Source organism: Granulicella mallensis, from assembly GCF_014203225.1.
In the GTDB taxonomy this organism is placed as follows: domain Bacteria; phylum Acidobacteriota; class Terriglobia; order Terriglobales; family Acidobacteriaceae; genus Granulicella; species Granulicella mallensis_A.
On record NZ_JACHIO010000003.1, the window covers coordinates 361,967 to 379,624 of the forward strand.

The window sequence follows — 17,658 nt, forward strand, 5'->3', positions numbered from 1 at the left end:
GATCACTCTCTACAGTATCTACTTAAAAGGTGCATATGCCCCTATAATAGGGGCATATGCACACATCCCGTGGGATCAAGACGGCCTCTCCCTCCTCTGACCAGTTAAACGACTGCAACTGCACCGCTTTGCGAAAGGCCTCTCGAAGGCTCTCGCAACTCTACGACTCCGCTCTTGCGCCCACGGGCTTGAAGTCGACACAGTATTCCATCCTTTCGGAGATCAGCCGATGGACTGAGACCCCGCCCACCGTGCGGCAACTTGCCGACGCGCTAGTGATGGACCGCTCGACGCTTGGGCACAACTTGCGGCCCCTCGAACGAGATCAGCTGGTTTCGATGGCAGGTGTTGAGACGGACCGGCGGCGGAGACATGTCGGGCTGACACAGAAGGGCGTAGCCACGTTTGCCGAGGCGAAGAAGCTGTGGCGCACGGCTCAGAATCACTTTGAGAAAAGGTTCGGGGCCTCGCAGTCGGCCGAACTCCGCGGCATTCTGCTTGGTATTGCGGCCGATGGAGCATTTGCGCAGCCGATGTCGGCTTCAGCTTCAACCCGTTAGGAGTTCCGTTATGGCTACATCCCCTCCAACACCGCATTACAAATCCCCGGAACGGCGCAAGTTTGCGATATTGCTGACGACTTCCCTCGTCTGCTCTTTGATCATGCTTGATGCCAATGTCGTCGCGGTCTCGTTGCCAGCTATCGCGAGATCTCTGGGTGCTTCCTTCACGGACATCGAGTGGGTTGTGAGCGCCTACGTACTTCCCTTTGCCGCTCTGCTGCTGGCCGCAGGATCTCTAGCAGACCGCCACGGCAGAAAGCGTACGATGCTTGCCGGCTTGGCAATCTTTGCCTTCGCCTCAGGGCTATGCGGACTTGCGCATTCGGCCTTAATTCTAAATTTGGCTCGTGCTCTTCAAGGCGTCGGCGCTAGTCTCTTGCTGACGTCAGCCCTTGCAGTCATCAATCATGCCTTTGCAGGACAGGAACGGGCGCAAGCCTACGCTTTTTGGGGGGCTTGCCTGGGAATCGCGATCACCAGTGGACCGATCATCGGCGGGGCGATCACCAGTTTCTTCGGATGGCGCTGGACCTTCCTAGTAAACCTTCCTTTCTGCGCCGTCCTCTTTGTGGCCTCTTTCATCCTTGTGGAAGAGTCACGAGATCATGAGACTAAGAATCTCGACATCGCGGGTATTCTAACGCTGAGTTCAGGGCTCTTTTTGTTGATCTGGGCCTTGATCGACGGCAACAGCGCTGGGTGGACTACTCCCGCTATCCTCTGGCGCTTCGCGGCGGCTGCAGGCTTGCTGGGCGCGTTCGTAGTTGCAGAACTTCGCCAAACGCGCCCGATGGTGGATTTGGCTCTCTTCGCACAGCCAACTTTCCTCGGGTCGGCTTTTGCGATGGTCGGATACGCAGGTGGGGCTCAGGTGATGATTTTTTACATGCCGATGTACCTACAAAATGCGTATGGATTCGAGCCCGCCAAGGCGGGCCTCGCCATGATTCCATTTGCACTACCGATGTTTCTGACGCCGCGTCTCGGCAGCCGACTTGCGAAGAGCTACTCAGGCCGCGCCCTTCTCACAGCCGGTCTCATGACAACCCTGCTCGGGAACCTCCTCCTTTATGGCATTGCACACGCCGGCATGACCTATCCCGTTTTTGTCGTTGGCATGCTCGTGGCCGGGGTAGGAGCTGGTCTCCTGAATAGTGAGACGGCTAAGGTGATGCAGGGGGCAGTTCCCGCGCAGCGAGCCGGCATGGCTTCGGGACTGGCAGCGACTACTCGATTCGTCGGGCTGTTGCTAGGCGTTGCCGCACTTGGCTCGGTGCTGGCCCAGGTTGTATCGAGCCAGTTCGTTAGCGCAGCCGTAGCGCTTGGTCTCCAACCGCAGTTTGCGGTACAGGCCGCGAAGCGAGTGGCCTCCGGCGATCTTGCAGGCGTAATGGCCGACGTTCCGTCGCGGCTTCAAACGCAGGTTCATGCAGCCGGCTGGGCGGCGTTCGCGGGCGGATTCGCGGCAGCGAGCTTGGTTGCTGCTGCCGTGGCTGCTCTCACCGGCCTTCTCACATTTCTTCTGGTTCGCTCAACCGACACTGCACCCGGCACCGATGTCAATGATAGTGGCGCGTTGGTTGCAATGATGGAGTAGGTTGTAGCCGTTTGGCCGGGAGCTTGAACTTCAATTGAAGCGACGAGCTACTGGCTCGTCTGCATAAGTCGAGGGATTCTCTACCTAAACACAAGTCAAGGTTCTTTGAAGCGATCCTAGGCTGGACTGAGGTATCCAACATGTTAAATCGACACTGGTTTTCTCTCGCGGCGGTTTTTGTATTTTTTATTGGCTCATCAGCTCTCTCGCCAACGCCTGCAAGAGTCCGTGGCACAGTCACCATAATCGACGGCGGGAGCCTGACGGTGAAGGAGCAGGACGGCACGACGCTCACGATAGGCACCGACTCCACCACAAAATACGTCGATGTCGTGCCATCGTCGCTGGATACGATCAAAGTGAACGATCACATTGGCACCGCCGTCAAAGGTCCTCTCAATCACTTGATCGCAGTCGAGATCGCGTTGGTGCCTGAGACTATGCGTCCTGGAAGAATTGGCTTCTATCCGTGGGACTCCTTGCCTGACACGTCGGGGTTTCCTCCACCAGATCGTGCAAGAGCGCACGTGGCCAGCGGCGTTGTTGCCCACATTTCCCGAGCAAGACCTGAGATGACGGACACCAACATGACCAACGGCACAGTTTCAGCCGCAGAGAGCAGCCGGATCGGTCGAACACTCACGGTGACCCTAGTCGGAGGAACTTCCGCTGAGATCCTGGTTTCGAGGACCGCGCCGGTGGTTCGGTTCATTCCTTCCAGGAGGCTAGCCCTGTCGGCAGGTTCTTCAGTTGTCGTATGGACCAGACCGGATGGCAAGGCGCGAATTGTTGCGGTCGGCAAAGGGATAAGGCCTCCGATGTGAAGCAGACTCAGAGGGATAGCCGATATCGTAACGACCGCGCCGCCAAGAGCTACAGCCGCGATCACTGTGTGAATGTATCTGGCGGCCCGGCCCGCCAAGCTAATGGAGTTTTGCTAAATGAGTATGCTCGAGCCGTCCCAAGCACTTCTGGGGAATATCAAGGACAAGCGCGCTGACGTGACGATCGCTAAAATTACAGTAAAACCAGGAGAATGGAAGACTCCTGCCTCCTCAAACGTTAGTTTAGCGCTCACATTAAAGCCGACTGCTGCGACGAAGGTAAAGGGCAACCCTCAATATTTGAAGCCTATGCCTATGGGCAACATCTCCCTTTGCCCACTGAATGATTCACGGGTATTCGAGTTTACAACGGAGACCGCGTTTGCCCACATAACGCTCAGTGACGCCCTGTTCGCTCCGCTTCTGCAGGGCAGCAGAGTAACAAGGATAGAGCTTATCAGCCGCGATATTCTTGAAGATGCGACACTGCGCAAAATGGCCGCGGTCCTTCTACAGCAGAAACGAGACTGCTTTCAGGCCGGCGCGTTATTTCTCGACAGCATGGCGACAGCGTTATCGTCATATCTTGTTAGCAAATACTCAACTGTTTCGCCCCTGGAAGCGGCAGTCACTGGCGGCCTCGCGCCATCCACACTTCGGCGCTGTATTGATTTCATCCAAGCGAATCTTTCGAGATCGATCCGTCTCGACGACCTCGCTCGTGAATCTGGGCTGAGTACGTCACATTTGGTCCGCAGCTTTCGTCAAAGCATCGGAAAAAGTCCATATCAGTATGTCCTCGAACTGCGAACCCAGCGGGCAAAATCGATGATGCAAGAGGGACATCTCGGACTTACTGACATTGCATTGAGCAGCGGATTTGCCAATCAGCACCATTTGTCACGCGTATTCACAAAACTAGTAGGTATTACGCCCAGCCGGTATCGCGCAGGTCTGCCTGAATAGGGACTGATGATAAATCTCTCTGTGCTCGCAACATATGTCGGCACCTCTTCACCTGTAGTTACATACCAAGCAATGTCTTTCGATTGCAAAAGATCAGGATGCGAGAGGTGATATGCGTAAGAACAATCCTAGCGATGCGGACGCGATGTCCGACTTCTTTCTCCCACTCAATGTTGGCAAGGCCGTCGTCGTGCGTAGGATCATCCCAACTTTAAACCCGCCTGATGGGTATCCTGCGTTCGGGCCGTTCGTACCTGCCGATTTTCTGCACACATTCCAATAAAGACCCGTTCCCGCTTTGTCAAAGGGACCACTTCGAGCATACATCTGCGACTCGCTAGGTCAACATTCTTTCACATTTGCGTGGAGGCTCAGAACTGTGAAGGCTACCGTTCCGCCGGACCACAAATTAGAAACTGTCAGTCCGTTGACTGGTTCCATTTCAATACCGATACTCCTCGGTACTGTCAGCCACTCTCATTTGAGATCGAAGCTATATATACAAAAGAGTTGGCGCTCCATAGAGAAGCCACAACACATACCCGTCGTGCTACCAACGCATTCGACGTCTCCCGGTGCACCGCACGATTGGTTGAGTCGAGCAGTTGGCTTGCGGCCTGAGAGCACATTCATATCGCGTACGAGGAAATGGAATTTCACACCGTAAGATGTTGGTTATAACGGATACAAAAAGGCAGGAGCAGATACAGTAGGTTACTCCACCGGAAATAGGCTAGGTTAATGGCAGTTACGAAACCGCTCCCGTTATCCTCGACCTCTCACCCTTGTGAATCAGGAGAGAAGCTTTCTGAACTCGGAGGTTTGCAGGAACATTTCTGGTTGGCGGAGCACACCGGATCTCATCTTGCGATACTCGTTGCCGAGGTCGAAGGTTCCACTACCGTCAACGACTGGCGCGACTCTCTTGCCAGTCTTCAGGTGAAGTATCCCGCGCTCGCCGCTCGGTTACGGAAGCATCCTGGCGAGAGGCCTTATTTGGAGTCTTTTCCCGAGGTTGTGATGGATTTCGAAGTCTTTTCCTACGAAGTTCATCCCGATTTGGATTCCATTTTGTCTGATCGGATAGTCCCATCCTTTGAATTCGGAGATGGGGGACTCGCACGCATCGCGCTTTATCACGGGCCGACAAGGTCGATTGTGGTCATTGCGGCGCATCACGCTGCGAGCGACGGCAGGACGCTCGTCATGATGATGCGAGACCTGGTTGCCGGAGCGTCGGGAAATGACATTGGTCTCCCACTCCGCGCCTTGCCGCCGTTAACCGAACTCCTGGGAATGCCCTCACCTGAACCATACACCAACCTGCTGACACTTGAGGAGACCGCGCTTCGTTCCGAACCAGAGCGTCCGGCGGTCAAGGTAACTCATCACAAGCTAGGTGCCGACGAGTTTAGTGTGCTCCTAAGCCGTTGCAAGGCAGAGAGCACAACCGTACAAGGGGCGCTCGTCGCAGCCTTCATCCTTGCGGGACGTGAACTTTCTGAGTTCTGGCGCAGTAGGCCTGTAGTCTGTCTTTCCCCGATCGATTACCGATCGTTGCTCGGTGTCGAAGGCAGTGCAGGTGTGCCAATTGGCGTACATCCAACAGTTTCAACGCCCGAAGAGACGAAGAAAGGAATTCGTTTTTGGGATCTCGCTCGTGCAACCAAATCAGACATGCTCAAGTCACAGACTAAGGAAGGCGCTATCGCCGGAGTCGAATACGCCGCAAGGTTTGTGCTGCGCGAAGGTAATCCGTACGACGTACGGACGGTAGATCCCGAACATCTCCTCGACCACGACCTCATGGTGAGCAACTATGGAAATTATGGTCACGATATGCAGTTTGGATCACTTATGGTTAGAGCGCTCTATCCGGCAGTCACCTTTCCTATGAAGGAGACTCAGAGCATTTCACTACTTACCCTAGATGGTGTACTTCACATAACGCATTCAAGTCGTACGCGCCTTACAGGGCTTTGGGATCATGCCCGGGAGCTGTTGATTGCGGCAAGTACAGAAACAGTGTCTAAATAGACGTAATTGAGACCGCTGCCGGTGCTCACGGCGAGAGCACATAACAGAGATTTCAAACACTTGAACTGTGCTACGGAATAGAGCCAGGAGGAAAAAGCACCACCTGGGATCACTCGATGCTGTGTCTCAATTTGCGAGTACAAAGCTGCTTCCCAATTTCCGTCCGGATAGAACATGACGCACGGAAGCCCCCTTCCTACTTGGCATCTCGTCTGGGAGCGGGTTGCAATGTATCTACACCCCCGACTTGTCACGTAAGACGATAGCTCGCTGGCAAGAGAGGTTTGTCGAAAACGACTCGGAGGTCCCGAGACGCAAAAGGAGAATAGCTTGGCAACGTTCGTTCTCGTACATGGAGCCTTTCATGGAAGTTGGTCTTGGAAACGGGTGCGCAATGCACTCCAAGCCGCCGGGCATGAGGTATTCACTCCCACGCTTACAGGACTTGGCGAGCGGTCCCACCTCAACTCGCCGAACGTCAATCTTTCTACCCATATATTAGATGTGATCAATCTCATCAAATGGGAAGAGCTATCGAACGTGGTTCTATGTGGTCACTCCTATGGTGGTTGCGTGATCAGCGGCGCGGCCGAGCAGTTGAACAGCTCTATACGTGCATTGGTGTATGTCGAAGGGTTTGTGCTCGAAGACGGCGAGTCTCTTATGGACCTTTTTCCTCGTGAGCAGGTAAACCAAGCAAGACAGCAGGCACAGACTGCCGGAGATGGCTGGAAGATCCTTCCGTTTCCCGCAAGTGTTCTTGGTACGAATTCAGCAGACGTTGATTGGGTAGATGCACAACTGACTCCCCAACCAATCGCTTCATTTGAAGAACCGCTTCTGTTTGCCAAAAGATCTCCAGAGGTTGCAGATATCCTCCACATTCTAGCGACCGGTTACGAGTCGCCGTTTCCGATTGCAGCTGCGCACGAACGCGCTAAAAAGAGAGGCTGGGCTACTCGCACCGTCTCCTGTGGACACGAAGTTATGCTTGATCGCCCCGATGATCTGACTAAACTACTTCTGGAATACGTCTGACGCAATCTAGAAAAGGTTGAGAGCGATGGACCGTTACAAGGCCAGATCTGGGCGTCCAGGATTCATTCAACGGCGCTGTACTCGAGCGAATGTTTGTTGAGATGAAACGGGAGTGACCAACGGGCTTCTTGCGATTGTCCCCGCAGATTTACTCAAAAGACCAAAGTCATATCCGAGCAGGATTGTGCAAGAGAGGCGCTGCGAGATCGCCTTTCTGTCCTCAACAATGCCACGGCTAATAGGATGCCCCATGCTGGTTAGATCCGTTTGGTTGTGAAGCCCCGATCATGACACCCTGAATCGGGCATCAAGGCCGATTGCTCAGAAACGCTGCGTATGAACTAAAAGACATCTGGAGTCCAACCGTCAAGGGAGGAATTCATTTGAAAGGTTGGAAATTAATGGCCATTGCCCGTATGAAGGTTTCAAACTTTTTTGATCAATGTACTTACCGCAAGCATCACCGATGGATACGGCTGCAGTTCTTGATAGCGGCACTGATTGCTGCCGCAGTGCCGCTGGCGCGCGCAATGCCCCAGGATTCTCCGCGGAGCGAGATAGTAAACGTCGAAGCGCTGATGACCCGCGTCGGGCCACCGTCTCCCTTGGCCATCAAAGAATTTAAGAATGCGGGAATGGAAGGCGTTAGACCACACACATTGACGGCTTCCGAGAGAACAACGGTGGAGGTCACTCTTGCTTCACTCCCGCTCTTGACCAGACGTGTGCTTGAGAAGAAGCTGCATTATCTGGCATTCGTCGACGGCATTCCGGGTGAAGGCACCGGGCTTACTTCCCCTGTTGCAAAGACAGGGCTCTATGACATCACGCTTCGCGCCAGCATTTTGGACGAGCCGCTCTCGATCTTTCTGACAACCAAAGAGCGCAGACTGTTTACCAATGATGGTACGGGGCTCACAGTCATGGTGAGTGGGACAGGTACCGATGCTTTGACCTACGTGCTGCTGCATGAGTCCGCGCACGTAGTGGATAACAGTTGCGGCATCACGGCTAACCCTCGCAGCCGGTTTGTTGCCGACATCTGGGCGAGTCAAAAACGATTTGTGCCTCGTCTGGAGGCCTCGGTCGTGGCGGCGACGGCCTTTCACGGAGGACGTCCGCTTAGGATTGGACAGGCTGCAGCGGTGTACGACGCGATGGCGCAGACAGGATTTGTGAGCTTGTATGCAACGCACGGCTCACTGGACGATTTTGCGGAGCTCGTTGCCTGGCGCGAGATACTGGTCCAACATCAGGGTAACCTCGTCATCGAAGTGAAGGATGCGAGTGGAAAGAGCTTGAGGCGGTGGGAGCCGCTGACTTTCCCTGAAGTGCAGAAGCGCTTTGAGGATGTAGACAAGCTTCGTGCGTCGCCAGCAACCTGCCGCGGTGTGGTCTAAAGGGAGACATGTATTTAGACGATTACGTTCGCGTGTTGCAGACGGCTGGAGCCCAACGTCCTGCCTGGACGATTTCATCTCACCGAGTCATCCATATCAGCCAAATGAAGAAGAGTCGATGGCACCAGATTGCTTTACAGAAAGGCGATCGGCGGTAGACCCTCCCCAGCGTCCAGCAATTGGCAATGGAGAAAAGAGACCGAAGCATCGGATCACAGCAAATAAATCAATGGCACGTAGTTTGTGGCGCACTCTGCATTCCAACTGGCGCAGTATGCATAACGCTGCCTTTCAGAAACTTCTAACTTAGCCTTATGTTCGATACAAAAGCCTACTCCGCTACGAGTGAAACATCGCCGCTGGCCTCCTCTGTGATCGCGCGGCGCGATCCCACCGACATCGACGTGCAGATCGAGATTCTCTTCTGCGGCGTATGTCATTCTGACCTTCACTACGCGCGCAACGAATGGAAGGACGTCCTTCCCACCATGTACCCCTGCGTTCCGGGTCATGAGATCGTCGGTCGTGTCACAAAGATCGGACCTGCCGTAACCAAGTTCAAAGAGGGCGACATCGTCGGCGTCGGCTGCCTCGTCGACTCCGACCGGACCTGCACTTCGTGCCAGGCTGGCACCGAGCAGTTCTGCCAGCACATGACGATGACGTACGGTTCCATGGATAAGCACACCGGTAAGCCCACCTATGGAGGCTATTCCGAGAGCATCGTTGTGGATGAGCACTTCGTCGTCCGCATTCCTGACAACCTTGATCTTGCCGCCGTCGCTCCGCTGCTTTGTGCAGGCATCACAACCTACTCGCCCCTTCACCACTGGGGAGTCACCAAGGGCAAGAAGGTTGGCATCGTCGGTCTGGGCGGCCTTGGCCATATGGGAGTGAAGTTTGCCCAAGCATTTGGCGCATACACGGTCGTCTTCACCACGTCCCCCAGCAAAGTGCAGGATGCTGTACGTCTCGGTGCGGATGAGGTCGTCATCTCGAGCGATCCCGCGCAGATGCAGAAGCACGCTGGCTCTTTTGACTTCATTCTCGACTGCGTAGCTGCAGACCACGATATCAACGCCTACATCCAGCTCCTCACTGTCGACGGCAACATCACTCTTGTCGGCGCACCGGAGAAGCCTCTCAGCTTCTATTCATTCGGTCTCATCTTCGGCCGCCGCAGCATCTCAGGCTCGCCTATCGGAGGCATCGCGGAGACGCAGGAAATGCTCGACTTCTGCGGTCAGCACAACATCACCGCCGATGTTGAAGTTATCCCGATCCAGAAGATTAATGAAGCCTACGACCGTCTGCTCAAATCAGATGTAAAGTATCGTTTCTGCATCGATATGGCATCACTCAAGTCCGAATAACTCTCCATGACAAAATACTTCCGTGTCACCGGTATGCTTCGGCCCCGCCTAGAAGAACTCGAAATCCCCGTGCCTGCGGTTCTACGCAGGGCGGGGCTTCCGCATAATTTCTTCGAGCAGACGCGCATCCTTGTCTCGACTGAGCAGCTCTTTGCTCTCTGGGACGCCATCGGTTTTGTCAGTAACGATCCCGCCGTCGGTGTAAAGCTCAGTTCAGAGAGCAGAATCGAACGCTTCGACCCCATCGCCCTCTCCACTCTGACAAATGAGAACTTCTTCGCTGCAGTTCGCCACATTGCACGCTACAAAAGCCTTTGTGCGCCGGAGGAGATTATTCACCAGGAAGAAGGCAATGAGTGGAGCATTCAGTTCCGCTGGACACTGGCACTCGACACAGATCCGCAGGTATTTCTCGAGGCCTGCTTCGCATGGATGCTCAACATCGCACGTCACGGTACCGGCACCCGTATCTCTCCACTGCGTCTTGAGTTTGTTCAGCCGCGCAGCCATGTCCGCGAACTCGAACGTCACTTTGGCTGCCCCGTTCACTGTAACGCGCCGCGCAACGCACTCATCTTTCGCGCCTCCGACGCACTTATCCCTTTCATCACACGCAATGCGGAACTGCTGGATGCTCTCGCACCAGAATTTGAGCAGTCCCTCAAATTGAACAAAGAAGACAACAGTTTCATCGAACTCGTGGGCAATGCCATCCGCAGCCGTCTCACTGGTCGCCGCCCCGTGATCGAAGAGATTGCGCGCGACCTGCACGTCAGCTCCCGAACGATGCAGCGCCGACTCAAAGAGGCGGGTTCCAGCTTTCAAGGTGTGCTTGATCAGGCCCGACACCAGATGGCCCGCTACTACCTGAAGAACTCCGTACTCGAACTCAACGAAGCCGCCTATCTTCTCGGTTACGAAGATGGAAACTCCTTCGTCCGGGCCTTTCGCATTTGGGAAGGTGTCCCACCAGGTCTCTGGCGTGAAGAGAACCGCGCGTAAATACCGTGCAATAGATTTCCGGCCAACGAGTTCTCAAATTCCTGGCGATAATACCGAACGAAGGGCATGAGGAAACATGAACACTGCATCACGCGAGATCCGGCTGGCAAGCCGTCCTGAAGGTACGCCAACACTCGATAACTTTAAATTGGCTGAAGTTGAGCTCAATACGCTGGCTGACGGGCATGTGCGCGTACGCAACCAATGGATGTCGGTCGATCCCTACATGCGCGGGCGTATGCGTGACTACGAAAGCTACTTGCCTCCATTCCAGATTGGAAAAGCGCTGGAAGGCGCGGCGGTCGGTCAAGTGATCGAATCGAACAACGCTGAGTTCCACGTTGGAGATACCGTGCTGTCGATGCTGGGCTGGCGGGAGGTGTTCGATGCTGCACCGCAGGCCCTGCGTAAGCCATCGGTCCCCGTAGCCTCCCCGGAGATGTACCTTGGTATCTGCGGTAACACCGGTCATACCGCGTACATTGGTCTAACGGAAGTCATCCGTCTCAAACAGGGCGAGACGATATTCGTTTCCGCAGCCGCCGGCGCTGTTGGTTCCGTCGTCTGCCAGATTGCTCTATTGCTTGGCGCAACAGTCATCGCCTCAGCTGGCGGCGCGGACAAGGTGGAGTATGTTCGCAGTCTAGGCGTCGAACGAATCATTGATTACAAGAGCACGAACGACCTCACACAGATTGTACGTAAGCTTGCGCCGCAAGGCATCGATGCTTATTTCGACAATGTTGGTGGCGAACATCTGGATGCTGCGTTAGCCTCTGCACGTAACTTTGCCCGCTTTGCTCTCTGCGGCATGATCTCCGGCTACAGCGGCGCTGGCACACAACCACAGAACCTATTGATGGCCATCGAAAAACGCCTACTTCTGCAAGGCTTTCTTGTCTCCGACCATCTCGCCGGCCGTGCCGCATTCATCGAACAGATGAACCAATGGATTGAAAGTGGTGAGGTCATCGCAAAAAACACCTTGGAGTTCGGCATCGAGCAGGCTCCCGCTGCATTTCTTCAACTCTTCTCCGGAGCGAACGTAGGCAAGGTGCTCGTCGGACTATGAGTTTGAATCAGAAATCCCCGAAATGAGACACCGACTGCTAATGGAGGCCCGACCGTAAATATCTTCAAAGGAAGGTTGATGCCTGATTGAAGTTTCGATGCCTACCGATCCGGCGTGAAACCTTCCGCCCCACCAACCGGTTCCGCCTTGGGCTTCCCCAATGCGTTTGCGATCACAAGGACCCTTGTTTCATCAACCGCTGACACAGCTACATAGGAGAGATGATGCCATTTGTCGAGGTATTTACCAGAGAACGATTGTCCGATGATATTCGCGCCAGACTTGCAGAAGAGTTGTCTAACACCATGATGACTATAGAGGTCGGAGGGCCTAACGAGTCCGCGAAAATGATTGACTGGATGTGGTTCCACACCATGCCTGCCGACAGTTGGGCGGTCGGGGGCCGCTTCGACGAAACATACGTCAGGGGCCGAACGATGGCACTCGCGCGTATTATCGCACCGCGGGGGGTAATGAATGCTGAGCTGAAGTCGAGAGCGGTTCGAGAAGTCGCGCGCGTTTTGAAGGCTGCGCTTGGCGTTGGGGAGAAAGATGAAGATACCGGGATATTCACAATGTGCGTCGAAATCGAGGATGGACAATGGGGTATTGGCTCTAATGTCCCCACACTTTTTGAAGTGATCGACCACCTCGGCGGCACCGTTTCGGAAGAAAGATTGGCCGAAATGCGCGCTCTCTACCCTCAGAAGCGATGAGCGAAAACTCCAAGAACTCCGTAGCCAAGGGAATCCTGCCTTGGCATTGCATCAGACGAGTTCCAAGAGCAGATCAGCCAACTCATCAGGACGATCAATCCTAGAACAGGCAAGTCTCGGCAGGTGCGGTGGTCGCATCTTCTACTGTCCATTCTTGGAGTTCGCCGGACAAGCGTCGCAGACGCTCCCAAACGAGAGCAGGCCGGCTCGCACCGGCCCACCAGAGTGTTCGAAGATTAAAGTAAGGCAAGAAGTCGGTGAATCAGAGATTACGCTTTGCAAGATCTTCAAAGATTTCCATCCCGTTTTTTGCATGCATAAGCGGGAAGTACATATCGACCGTCTTCGATGCGTCTTTCAGAACTTCGAGATATTGCTTTCCATCGGCTTCGGTCGGCTCTTGAGGAGGCGGCAGAGGATCGTCGATACTCACGGCCATGCCGTACTTATCCAGCCCGACCTGATGATAGTACGTTGAGAAACTCATAAATCGGGTCGGTTCCTTTGTCCGGTTGTGAAATGCATGTAGTACGTTGATAGGAGCCACCAGTGTATCCCCAGCACTGCAGCGGACCCAGTGTTCTTGATCGTCTATATCGATCCATACAAAATCGGTTTGCCCTGAAATAATATAGAAAATCTCTGCATAGGCATGGCTATGCATGGGAATGCCGTTGCCCGGGGTCAACTCCATCTCATACGCGCTTGTTGCGAATCCGGTATCTTCACCCGTAGCTTTCCATATCAGCCGTGTACCACCCACGGCAATAGTGCGCCCCTCGTTCGGGCCCAATTTCCTAACGACGTGACCTGTCACTAATCCTTGCTGCATTCTTCCTCCTTCGATTGCCTAATGCCCGGTGCCAACAACACCAACATGGCTTGTAGGTGTCTTAGCGGCAAGCCATCCCGTTCTGCTGCGCCGATGTCTCTTCCGTACGTCCAATTGAAGCAGTTTCGGCCTAAGCAGATGTGCCGAAAGCGACCTTGGTGTGCACAAAGTGATGAGAAAATGGGGAGATGGATGAAACCACAAAGCCGACTTCCCCCTCGTCCCCACGATTCGCGACTGTCTTCAAAACGACCGCTCCACAAGGGGAATGGGACACGCCTGCGATTCCGCACGTGAGTCTGGGGCTTTCGCTTTCGAACCATCAAAGCACGTGGCAAGGATGCTCAGGTCTGTTCTCAGCGAACATCAGCCCAAACGATGTGTCTGTCTGCGAATACGACCGATCGAGAACATACACTCTCGACCAGAGTGCGGACTTCGGCGTCATCATCCTCGCCGACGAAGTGATGCTCGCAGTAAGCGGAGAGACAAAGTATCCGGTGCCGGAGATACAGCATCATCCGTTTTTGCAAGACACAACCCTGACAAACCTTTCATCTATCCTGATGACGGAAAGTGATACCAACTATGAAAATGGCCACCTCTTCACAGACAGCATCGCTACCGCGCTGGCGCAATATCTGTGGCACAATTACTCGGCCTTTCCATCGCAGCGCAGGCACTCTACTGGCGGTCTAGCTCCAACTCATTTACGCAGAAGCATCGACTACATACAGGCAAATCTAGGCAGCGATATTCGCCTAAGAGATCTTGCGAAAGAAACAGGGTTTAGCCCTTCGCACTTCTTGCGAAGCTTTCGCCAGAGTACAGGGATGAGTCCGCACCAGTACCTACTTCACCGACGGGTCGAACGAGTACAGCGTCAGATTCGCAACGGAGCAGCATCTCTGGCGGAAGTTGCGCTCGCATGCGGATTTGCAGACCAGCATCACATGGCTCGCGTCTTTCGCCGGATCACCGGCATTAGCCCAACACTATTCCGGCGGTCTATCTAAACATCTGGAGATCGTCGTATCGAGCTCGAGGCCGTAAGCCTAGGCTCTTCAAACGAGCCGCAATCGGTGTTGTGGCCGCCTCTACCTCTGTATATGAGCATCAGGTGATCTCTCGCCGGATGACCGCGTCACAGGGTCCTTGAAGTAGTGCTTATCCAAGATCTTCTTTACGCCTGGTGCGCTCAGCGACCGCACATACTCCTGAATCGCTTTTCCGTCTTTCCAAGCAATTGCATATTTTCGGAGAGAGCTCTGAGCTTCTTCCAGGAAACCCTGGCATCCGGTGCAAAGCCGCCGCATGTTCAAAACCCAAAGCGAATTTGCATGTCTGCAAACCGTTCCTCTCGTCGCAATGCATTGAAAATCGTTGGCACCCTCTTCTCAAACCACTTCTCTATCTCACCTAAACAGACTCTCGAATCCGGTTGATACCCCTTGCATTCATAAATCGCGACAATCCGCTCACGGATATTCCGCACACCGATCTCCGCACGCTGTCCCCGGTCGCTAGTCACAATCAATCCAATGTCTACAGACCCACCCTCCAGCGATCGCACGCAGTGACCGACGACTAACTCGAAGAGGGCGCCTCGCAAATTACCCGCTGCACCCTCGATGGAGGACAACTTGGAAAACAGGTTGCTCAAGTGGATGCGGCGCGAAGCAGATGGTCACTTGGTGTGCCTGGTACACCACCGAAGTGGTGAACACGCCAGCAAGAGTCCAGTCTGACATCCGCACAACCCGAGAGAGGCTCAAGGAGGTGTCTCTTTGTCCCATTCGAAAGGAAGCCACCGACGCTCTTGATGCAATCCGCTTGCGGGACGAGGCAAGGCGCGCAGAGATCATGAACAAGCCGGGCTGCTTGCCTTGTGATCGACCAGCGGTTGATCCTACATACTTCCAGACCTTTGAACGGTTCGAAGCTCCTAAGAGAGCTGTCCCCGATCCAACCACTCTGATCCTGGTTGACGAAGCCGACCGGTTGCACATGAACAGCCTTGAAGTCATCAGGTCGATCTTCGACGACGGGGGTATCGGCATGGTGCTGATCGGAATGCCCAGCATCGAAAAGAGGATCGCTCGCTTCCCTCAGTTCTATTCGCGGATCGGTTTCGTCCACGAGTTCCGCCCCTTAGACGAAGCGCAAATGACCAGACTTCTAAACGAACGGTGGTTGCCGGCTGGCGTGAAACTTCCCGACGCATTGCTCGCTCCCGAAGTCATCGCCACTCTGATCCGAATGAGCGGGGGAAACTTCCGACTGCTGACCCGCCTACTGACCCAGGTCGAACGACTCCTAAAGGTGAATCATTCTGAAATAGTCTCCAAAGAGATTGTCACTGCCGCAAGAGACAGTCTGATTATCGGACAGAGCTGAACTCGAGTGTACAGACGCTTACGCCAAATAGCGCTCAAATATCTACGCCACATTGCGATCCAAGCTACACACCAGGCCTTTCGGCAGAATGTGGATGAGGAAGCGCCTCAGGAACTCGTTGGCTGAAACCGTCATAACCTTCTGCTTGCTGCCGGCTGCATAGTCCTTCCAACGGAAGGAGACTTGATGGTCCTTGAAGCTGACGAGGCGATGGTTCGAGATCGCGACACGGTGGGTGTAGCGGGCGAGATAGTGGAGAACGTGTTCGGCACCACCGAAGGGCGGCTTGGCGTAGACAACCCAGTTGTCGCGCTGCACTCAATTCCCGGAAACACGATTCTTTGTTTTCAATCCTTTTCCGGGATTTGAATGCATGGTTGTTGTATTGAAACCCTGGAATTTTGCACCCAAACCTCGGACAAAGTTCAAGTTAGAGTTCGTCCGGGATTTGAATGCTAAAACGAACCTATCCCATTTCCTTGCCGCAGTTCCGCTCCTGGATTTAAGTACAAAACACACGGCGGATTCCGGGATTTATCTGCAACATAATGACCCTCCGGGAGATATTCCGGGAATTGAGTGCAGCGTGACACCTGAGTTCACAAACCAATATTGTCATTCACCGCGATTGCGATCTCTTGCTCCGAGCCGAGGTAGTGTTCCGTCGTCTGGATCGAAGAATGTCCCAGCAGAAACTTAGTCTGCTCAAGATCGCCACCCGATTTGCGACAGAGTTTCGCACAGGTACGGCGCAGATCATGAGCCCCGAACCGCTCGATGCCGATTTGCTCCGCTGACTGTTGTACAACCGCCCAGACTGCCCAATCGCTCAGGCTCTCGCCGGCGACCTTGTCGCTCTTCGTCATCGACCGGAAGAGTTTCCCTTCCAGCAGCTCAGCTGCATCTAGCCAAGCATTGATCGCGTTCTTGACCCAGAGTGGAACGGCAACGGTGCGGATCCGGTTGCCGTTGCCGCAAAGGTTCGCAATCACCCAACGCCCTTCACGTTCATGAAGATCCGACATCTCAAGCGTAGCTAGCTCACGCCGGCGAAGAGCACATCCAACCAGCAAGGCGAGGATTGCGTAGTCCCGCTTCCCTTTCAGGGTTGAGCGAGCCGGGACCTGCAACAGCTCCTTCGCCTGCTCTCGTGTGAGCCAGTTTCCCAGTCGGTTGCCACGCTGTCTCACGTTCGGAATGTCGGACAAATTAGCGGCATCCTCTGCTGAGATCAAGCCGTTGCGACGGGCCTCTCCGACAAGCCTCCGCATGGCTGAAGGCTTTACATTGACAGTGGACGGTGCCAGCGCTTCCATCAAGGCTTTCCACTCCTGCAGCACCGCGCGAGTCAACGCCCTGCCAGCAGAGAAAGCGAACAGCTCATCCAGCGTCAGGGCATAGCTCCGTCGCGTATTCGGTGACGTGACAGAGTCGAGCACCATCTGCTTTAGCAGAACCTGCGCCTCCGTCAGCTCACCTTGTCCCGCGGCATTCTCCGTAAGCTCCGGCGCGGGTAGAAGCAGATTATCCATCTCACCTCAAGCTAGATATACGACATTTAGCGTGATAAGAATACGACAGAGATCGTGAAAAACAACACTTCAGGGACGGCGAACATATCGTAGGAGCAGACGCGACGCTTCATTGTTCGAAGCTCCTTCCGCTAGATCATCTCTGCTTTCCGAAAACAATACAAGATACTTGCTTCTAAGAATATGTACGCAACGCGCTTTATTCTTGATCAAGCCCACGAGGGTAAGGGACGCCTCAGGCCCACAACGCAACGCATGTCCCGGCCCACTAAATCTTTAGCGGGGTTTGTCTCCATTATGGACCGCGCA

15 protein-coding genes and 1 pseudogene are annotated in these 17,658 nt (G+C 54.4%); 13 read left to right on the forward strand and 3 right to left on the reverse strand.

Going from position 1 to position 17,658, the window contains the following annotated elements:
• Window positions 1-56: 56 nt before the first annotated feature.
• From HDF15_RS04775 to HDF15_RS04825, 11 genes are all read left to right on the forward strand, one after another.
• Window positions 57-560: a MarR family winged helix-turn-helix transcriptional regulator gene (locus HDF15_RS04775; RefSeq protein ID WP_184253242.1), complete on the forward strand. Its 504-nt coding sequence runs from the start codon at window positions 57-59 to the stop codon at window positions 558-560.
• Between the two features lie 10 nt (window positions 561-570).
• Window positions 571-2,160 (forward strand): MFS transporter, encoded by a 1,590-nt coding sequence (locus HDF15_RS04780; protein WP_184253244.1) that lies wholly within the window; start codon window positions 571-573, stop codon window positions 2,158-2,160.
• 266 nt (window positions 2,161-2,426) lie between these two features.
• Window positions 2,427-2,984 (forward strand): metal ABC transporter permease, encoded by a 558-nt coding sequence (locus tag HDF15_RS04785; protein WP_184253246.1) that lies wholly within the window; start codon window positions 2,427-2,429, stop codon window positions 2,982-2,984.
• A 117-nt stretch (window positions 2,985-3,101) separates the two neighbouring features.
• Window positions 3,102-3,950: a helix-turn-helix domain-containing protein gene (locus tag HDF15_RS04790; RefSeq protein WP_184253248.1), complete on the forward strand. Its 849-nt coding sequence runs from the start codon at window positions 3,102-3,104 to the stop codon at window positions 3,948-3,950.
• 1,020 nt (window positions 3,951-4,970) lie between these two features.
• Window positions 4,971-5,987, forward strand: coding sequence for a hypothetical protein (locus tag HDF15_RS04795; protein WP_184253250.1), 1,017 nt, complete (start codon window positions 4,971-4,973; stop codon window positions 5,985-5,987).
• Window positions 5,988-6,317: 330 nt separating this feature from the next.
• Window positions 6,318-7,025 (forward strand): alpha/beta fold hydrolase, encoded by a 708-nt coding sequence (locus HDF15_RS04800; RefSeq protein ID WP_184253252.1) that lies wholly within the window; start codon window positions 6,318-6,320, stop codon window positions 7,023-7,025.
• A 485-nt stretch (window positions 7,026-7,510) separates the two neighbouring features.
• Complete coding sequence (locus tag HDF15_RS04805; RefSeq protein ID WP_221314280.1) at window positions 7,511-8,425, forward strand: hypothetical protein; 915 nt, start codon at window positions 7,511-7,513, stop codon at window positions 8,423-8,425.
• 314 nt (window positions 8,426-8,739) lie between these two features.
• The gene (locus HDF15_RS04810) at window positions 8,740-9,798 is read left to right on the forward strand and encodes an NAD(P)-dependent alcohol dehydrogenase (protein WP_184253256.1); all 1,059 of its coding nucleotides are present in this window, start codon (window positions 8,740-8,742) and stop codon (window positions 9,796-9,798) included.
• A 6-nt stretch (window positions 9,799-9,804) separates the two neighbouring features.
• Window positions 9,805-10,800, forward strand: coding sequence for an AraC family transcriptional regulator (locus tag HDF15_RS04815; protein ID WP_184253258.1), 996 nt, complete (start codon window positions 9,805-9,807; stop codon window positions 10,798-10,800).
• A 76-nt stretch (window positions 10,801-10,876) separates the two neighbouring features.
• Window positions 10,877-11,872 (forward strand): NADP-dependent oxidoreductase, encoded by a 996-nt coding sequence (locus tag HDF15_RS04820; protein ID WP_184253260.1) that lies wholly within the window; start codon window positions 10,877-10,879, stop codon window positions 11,870-11,872.
• Between the two features lie 221 nt (window positions 11,873-12,093).
• Window positions 12,094-12,588, forward strand: coding sequence for a hypothetical protein (locus tag HDF15_RS04825; RefSeq protein WP_184253261.1), 495 nt, complete (start codon window positions 12,094-12,096; stop codon window positions 12,586-12,588).
• A 262-nt stretch (window positions 12,589-12,850) separates the two neighbouring features.
• On the opposite strand, the gene HDF15_RS04830 is transcribed toward HDF15_RS04825, so the two are convergent.
• Entirely contained in the window at window positions 12,851-13,420 is a 570-nt protein-coding gene (locus tag HDF15_RS04830) for a cupin domain-containing protein (protein WP_184253263.1), read from the reverse strand.
• A gap of 188 nt (window positions 13,421-13,608) precedes the next feature.
• Between HDF15_RS04830 and HDF15_RS04835 the strand changes: the two genes are divergently transcribed.
• A complete protein-coding gene (locus tag HDF15_RS04835) occupies window positions 13,609-14,436 on the forward strand; it encodes a helix-turn-helix domain-containing protein (RefSeq protein ID WP_184253265.1) in 828 nt (275 codons plus the stop codon).
• Window positions 14,437-15,283: 847 nt separating this feature from the next.
• Window positions 15,284-15,817, forward strand: coding sequence for an AAA family ATPase (locus tag HDF15_RS04840; RefSeq protein WP_184253267.1), 534 nt, complete (start codon window positions 15,284-15,286; stop codon window positions 15,815-15,817).
• A gap of 75 nt (window positions 15,818-15,892) precedes the next feature.
• On the opposite strand, the pseudogene HDF15_RS04845 reads toward HDF15_RS04840, so the two are convergent.
• Window positions 15,893-16,132: pseudogene (locus HDF15_RS04845) on the reverse strand (transposase); the annotation flags it as partial.
• A 284-nt stretch (window positions 16,133-16,416) separates the two neighbouring features.
• Window positions 16,417-17,349, reverse strand: a complete 933-nt coding sequence (locus tag HDF15_RS04850) for a site-specific integrase (protein WP_184253269.1) — start codon at window positions 17,347-17,349, stop codon at window positions 16,417-16,419.
• Window positions 17,350-17,658: the final 309 nt, after the last annotated feature.

Excerpts from the sequence above, each read along its gene's own strand:
- HDF15_RS04790 (WP_184253248.1), top strand. The coding sequence starts at position 3,102 with ATGAGTATGCTCGAGCCGTCCCAAGCACTTCTGGGGAATATCAAGGAC.
- HDF15_RS04820 (WP_184253260.1), top strand. The coding sequence starts at position 10,877 with ATGAACACTGCATCACGCGAGATCCGGCTGGCAAGCCGTCCTGAAGGT.
- HDF15_RS04775 (WP_184253242.1), top strand. The coding sequence starts at position 57 with ATGCACACATCCCGTGGGATCAAGACGGCCTCTCCCTCCTCTGACCAG.
- HDF15_RS04835 (WP_184253265.1), top strand. The coding sequence starts at position 13,609 with ATGGATGAAACCACAAAGCCGACTTCCCCCTCGTCCCCACGATTCGCG.
- HDF15_RS04810 (WP_184253256.1), top strand. The coding sequence starts at position 8,740 with ATGTTCGATACAAAAGCCTACTCCGCTACGAGTGAAACATCGCCGCTG.
- HDF15_RS04825 (WP_184253261.1), top strand. The coding sequence starts at position 12,094 with ATGATGCCATTTGTCGAGGTATTTACCAGAGAACGATTGTCCGATGAT.
- HDF15_RS04780 (WP_184253244.1), top strand. The coding sequence starts at position 571 with ATGGCTACATCCCCTCCAACACCGCATTACAAATCCCCGGAACGGCGC.
- HDF15_RS04815 (WP_184253258.1), top strand. The coding sequence starts at position 9,805 with ATGACAAAATACTTCCGTGTCACCGGTATGCTTCGGCCCCGCCTAGAA.
- HDF15_RS04795 (WP_184253250.1), top strand. The coding sequence starts at position 4,971 with ATGGATTTCGAAGTCTTTTCCTACGAAGTTCATCCCGATTTGGATTCC.
- HDF15_RS04830 (WP_184253263.1), bottom strand. The coding sequence starts at position 13,420 with ATGCAGCAAGGATTAGTGACAGGTCACGTCGTTAGGAAATTGGGCCCG.
- HDF15_RS04850 (WP_184253269.1), bottom strand. The coding sequence starts at position 17,349 with ATGGATAATCTGCTTCTACCCGCGCCGGAGCTTACGGAGAATGCCGCG.
- HDF15_RS04840 (WP_184253267.1), top strand. The coding sequence starts at position 15,284 with ATGAACAAGCCGGGCTGCTTGCCTTGTGATCGACCAGCGGTTGATCCT.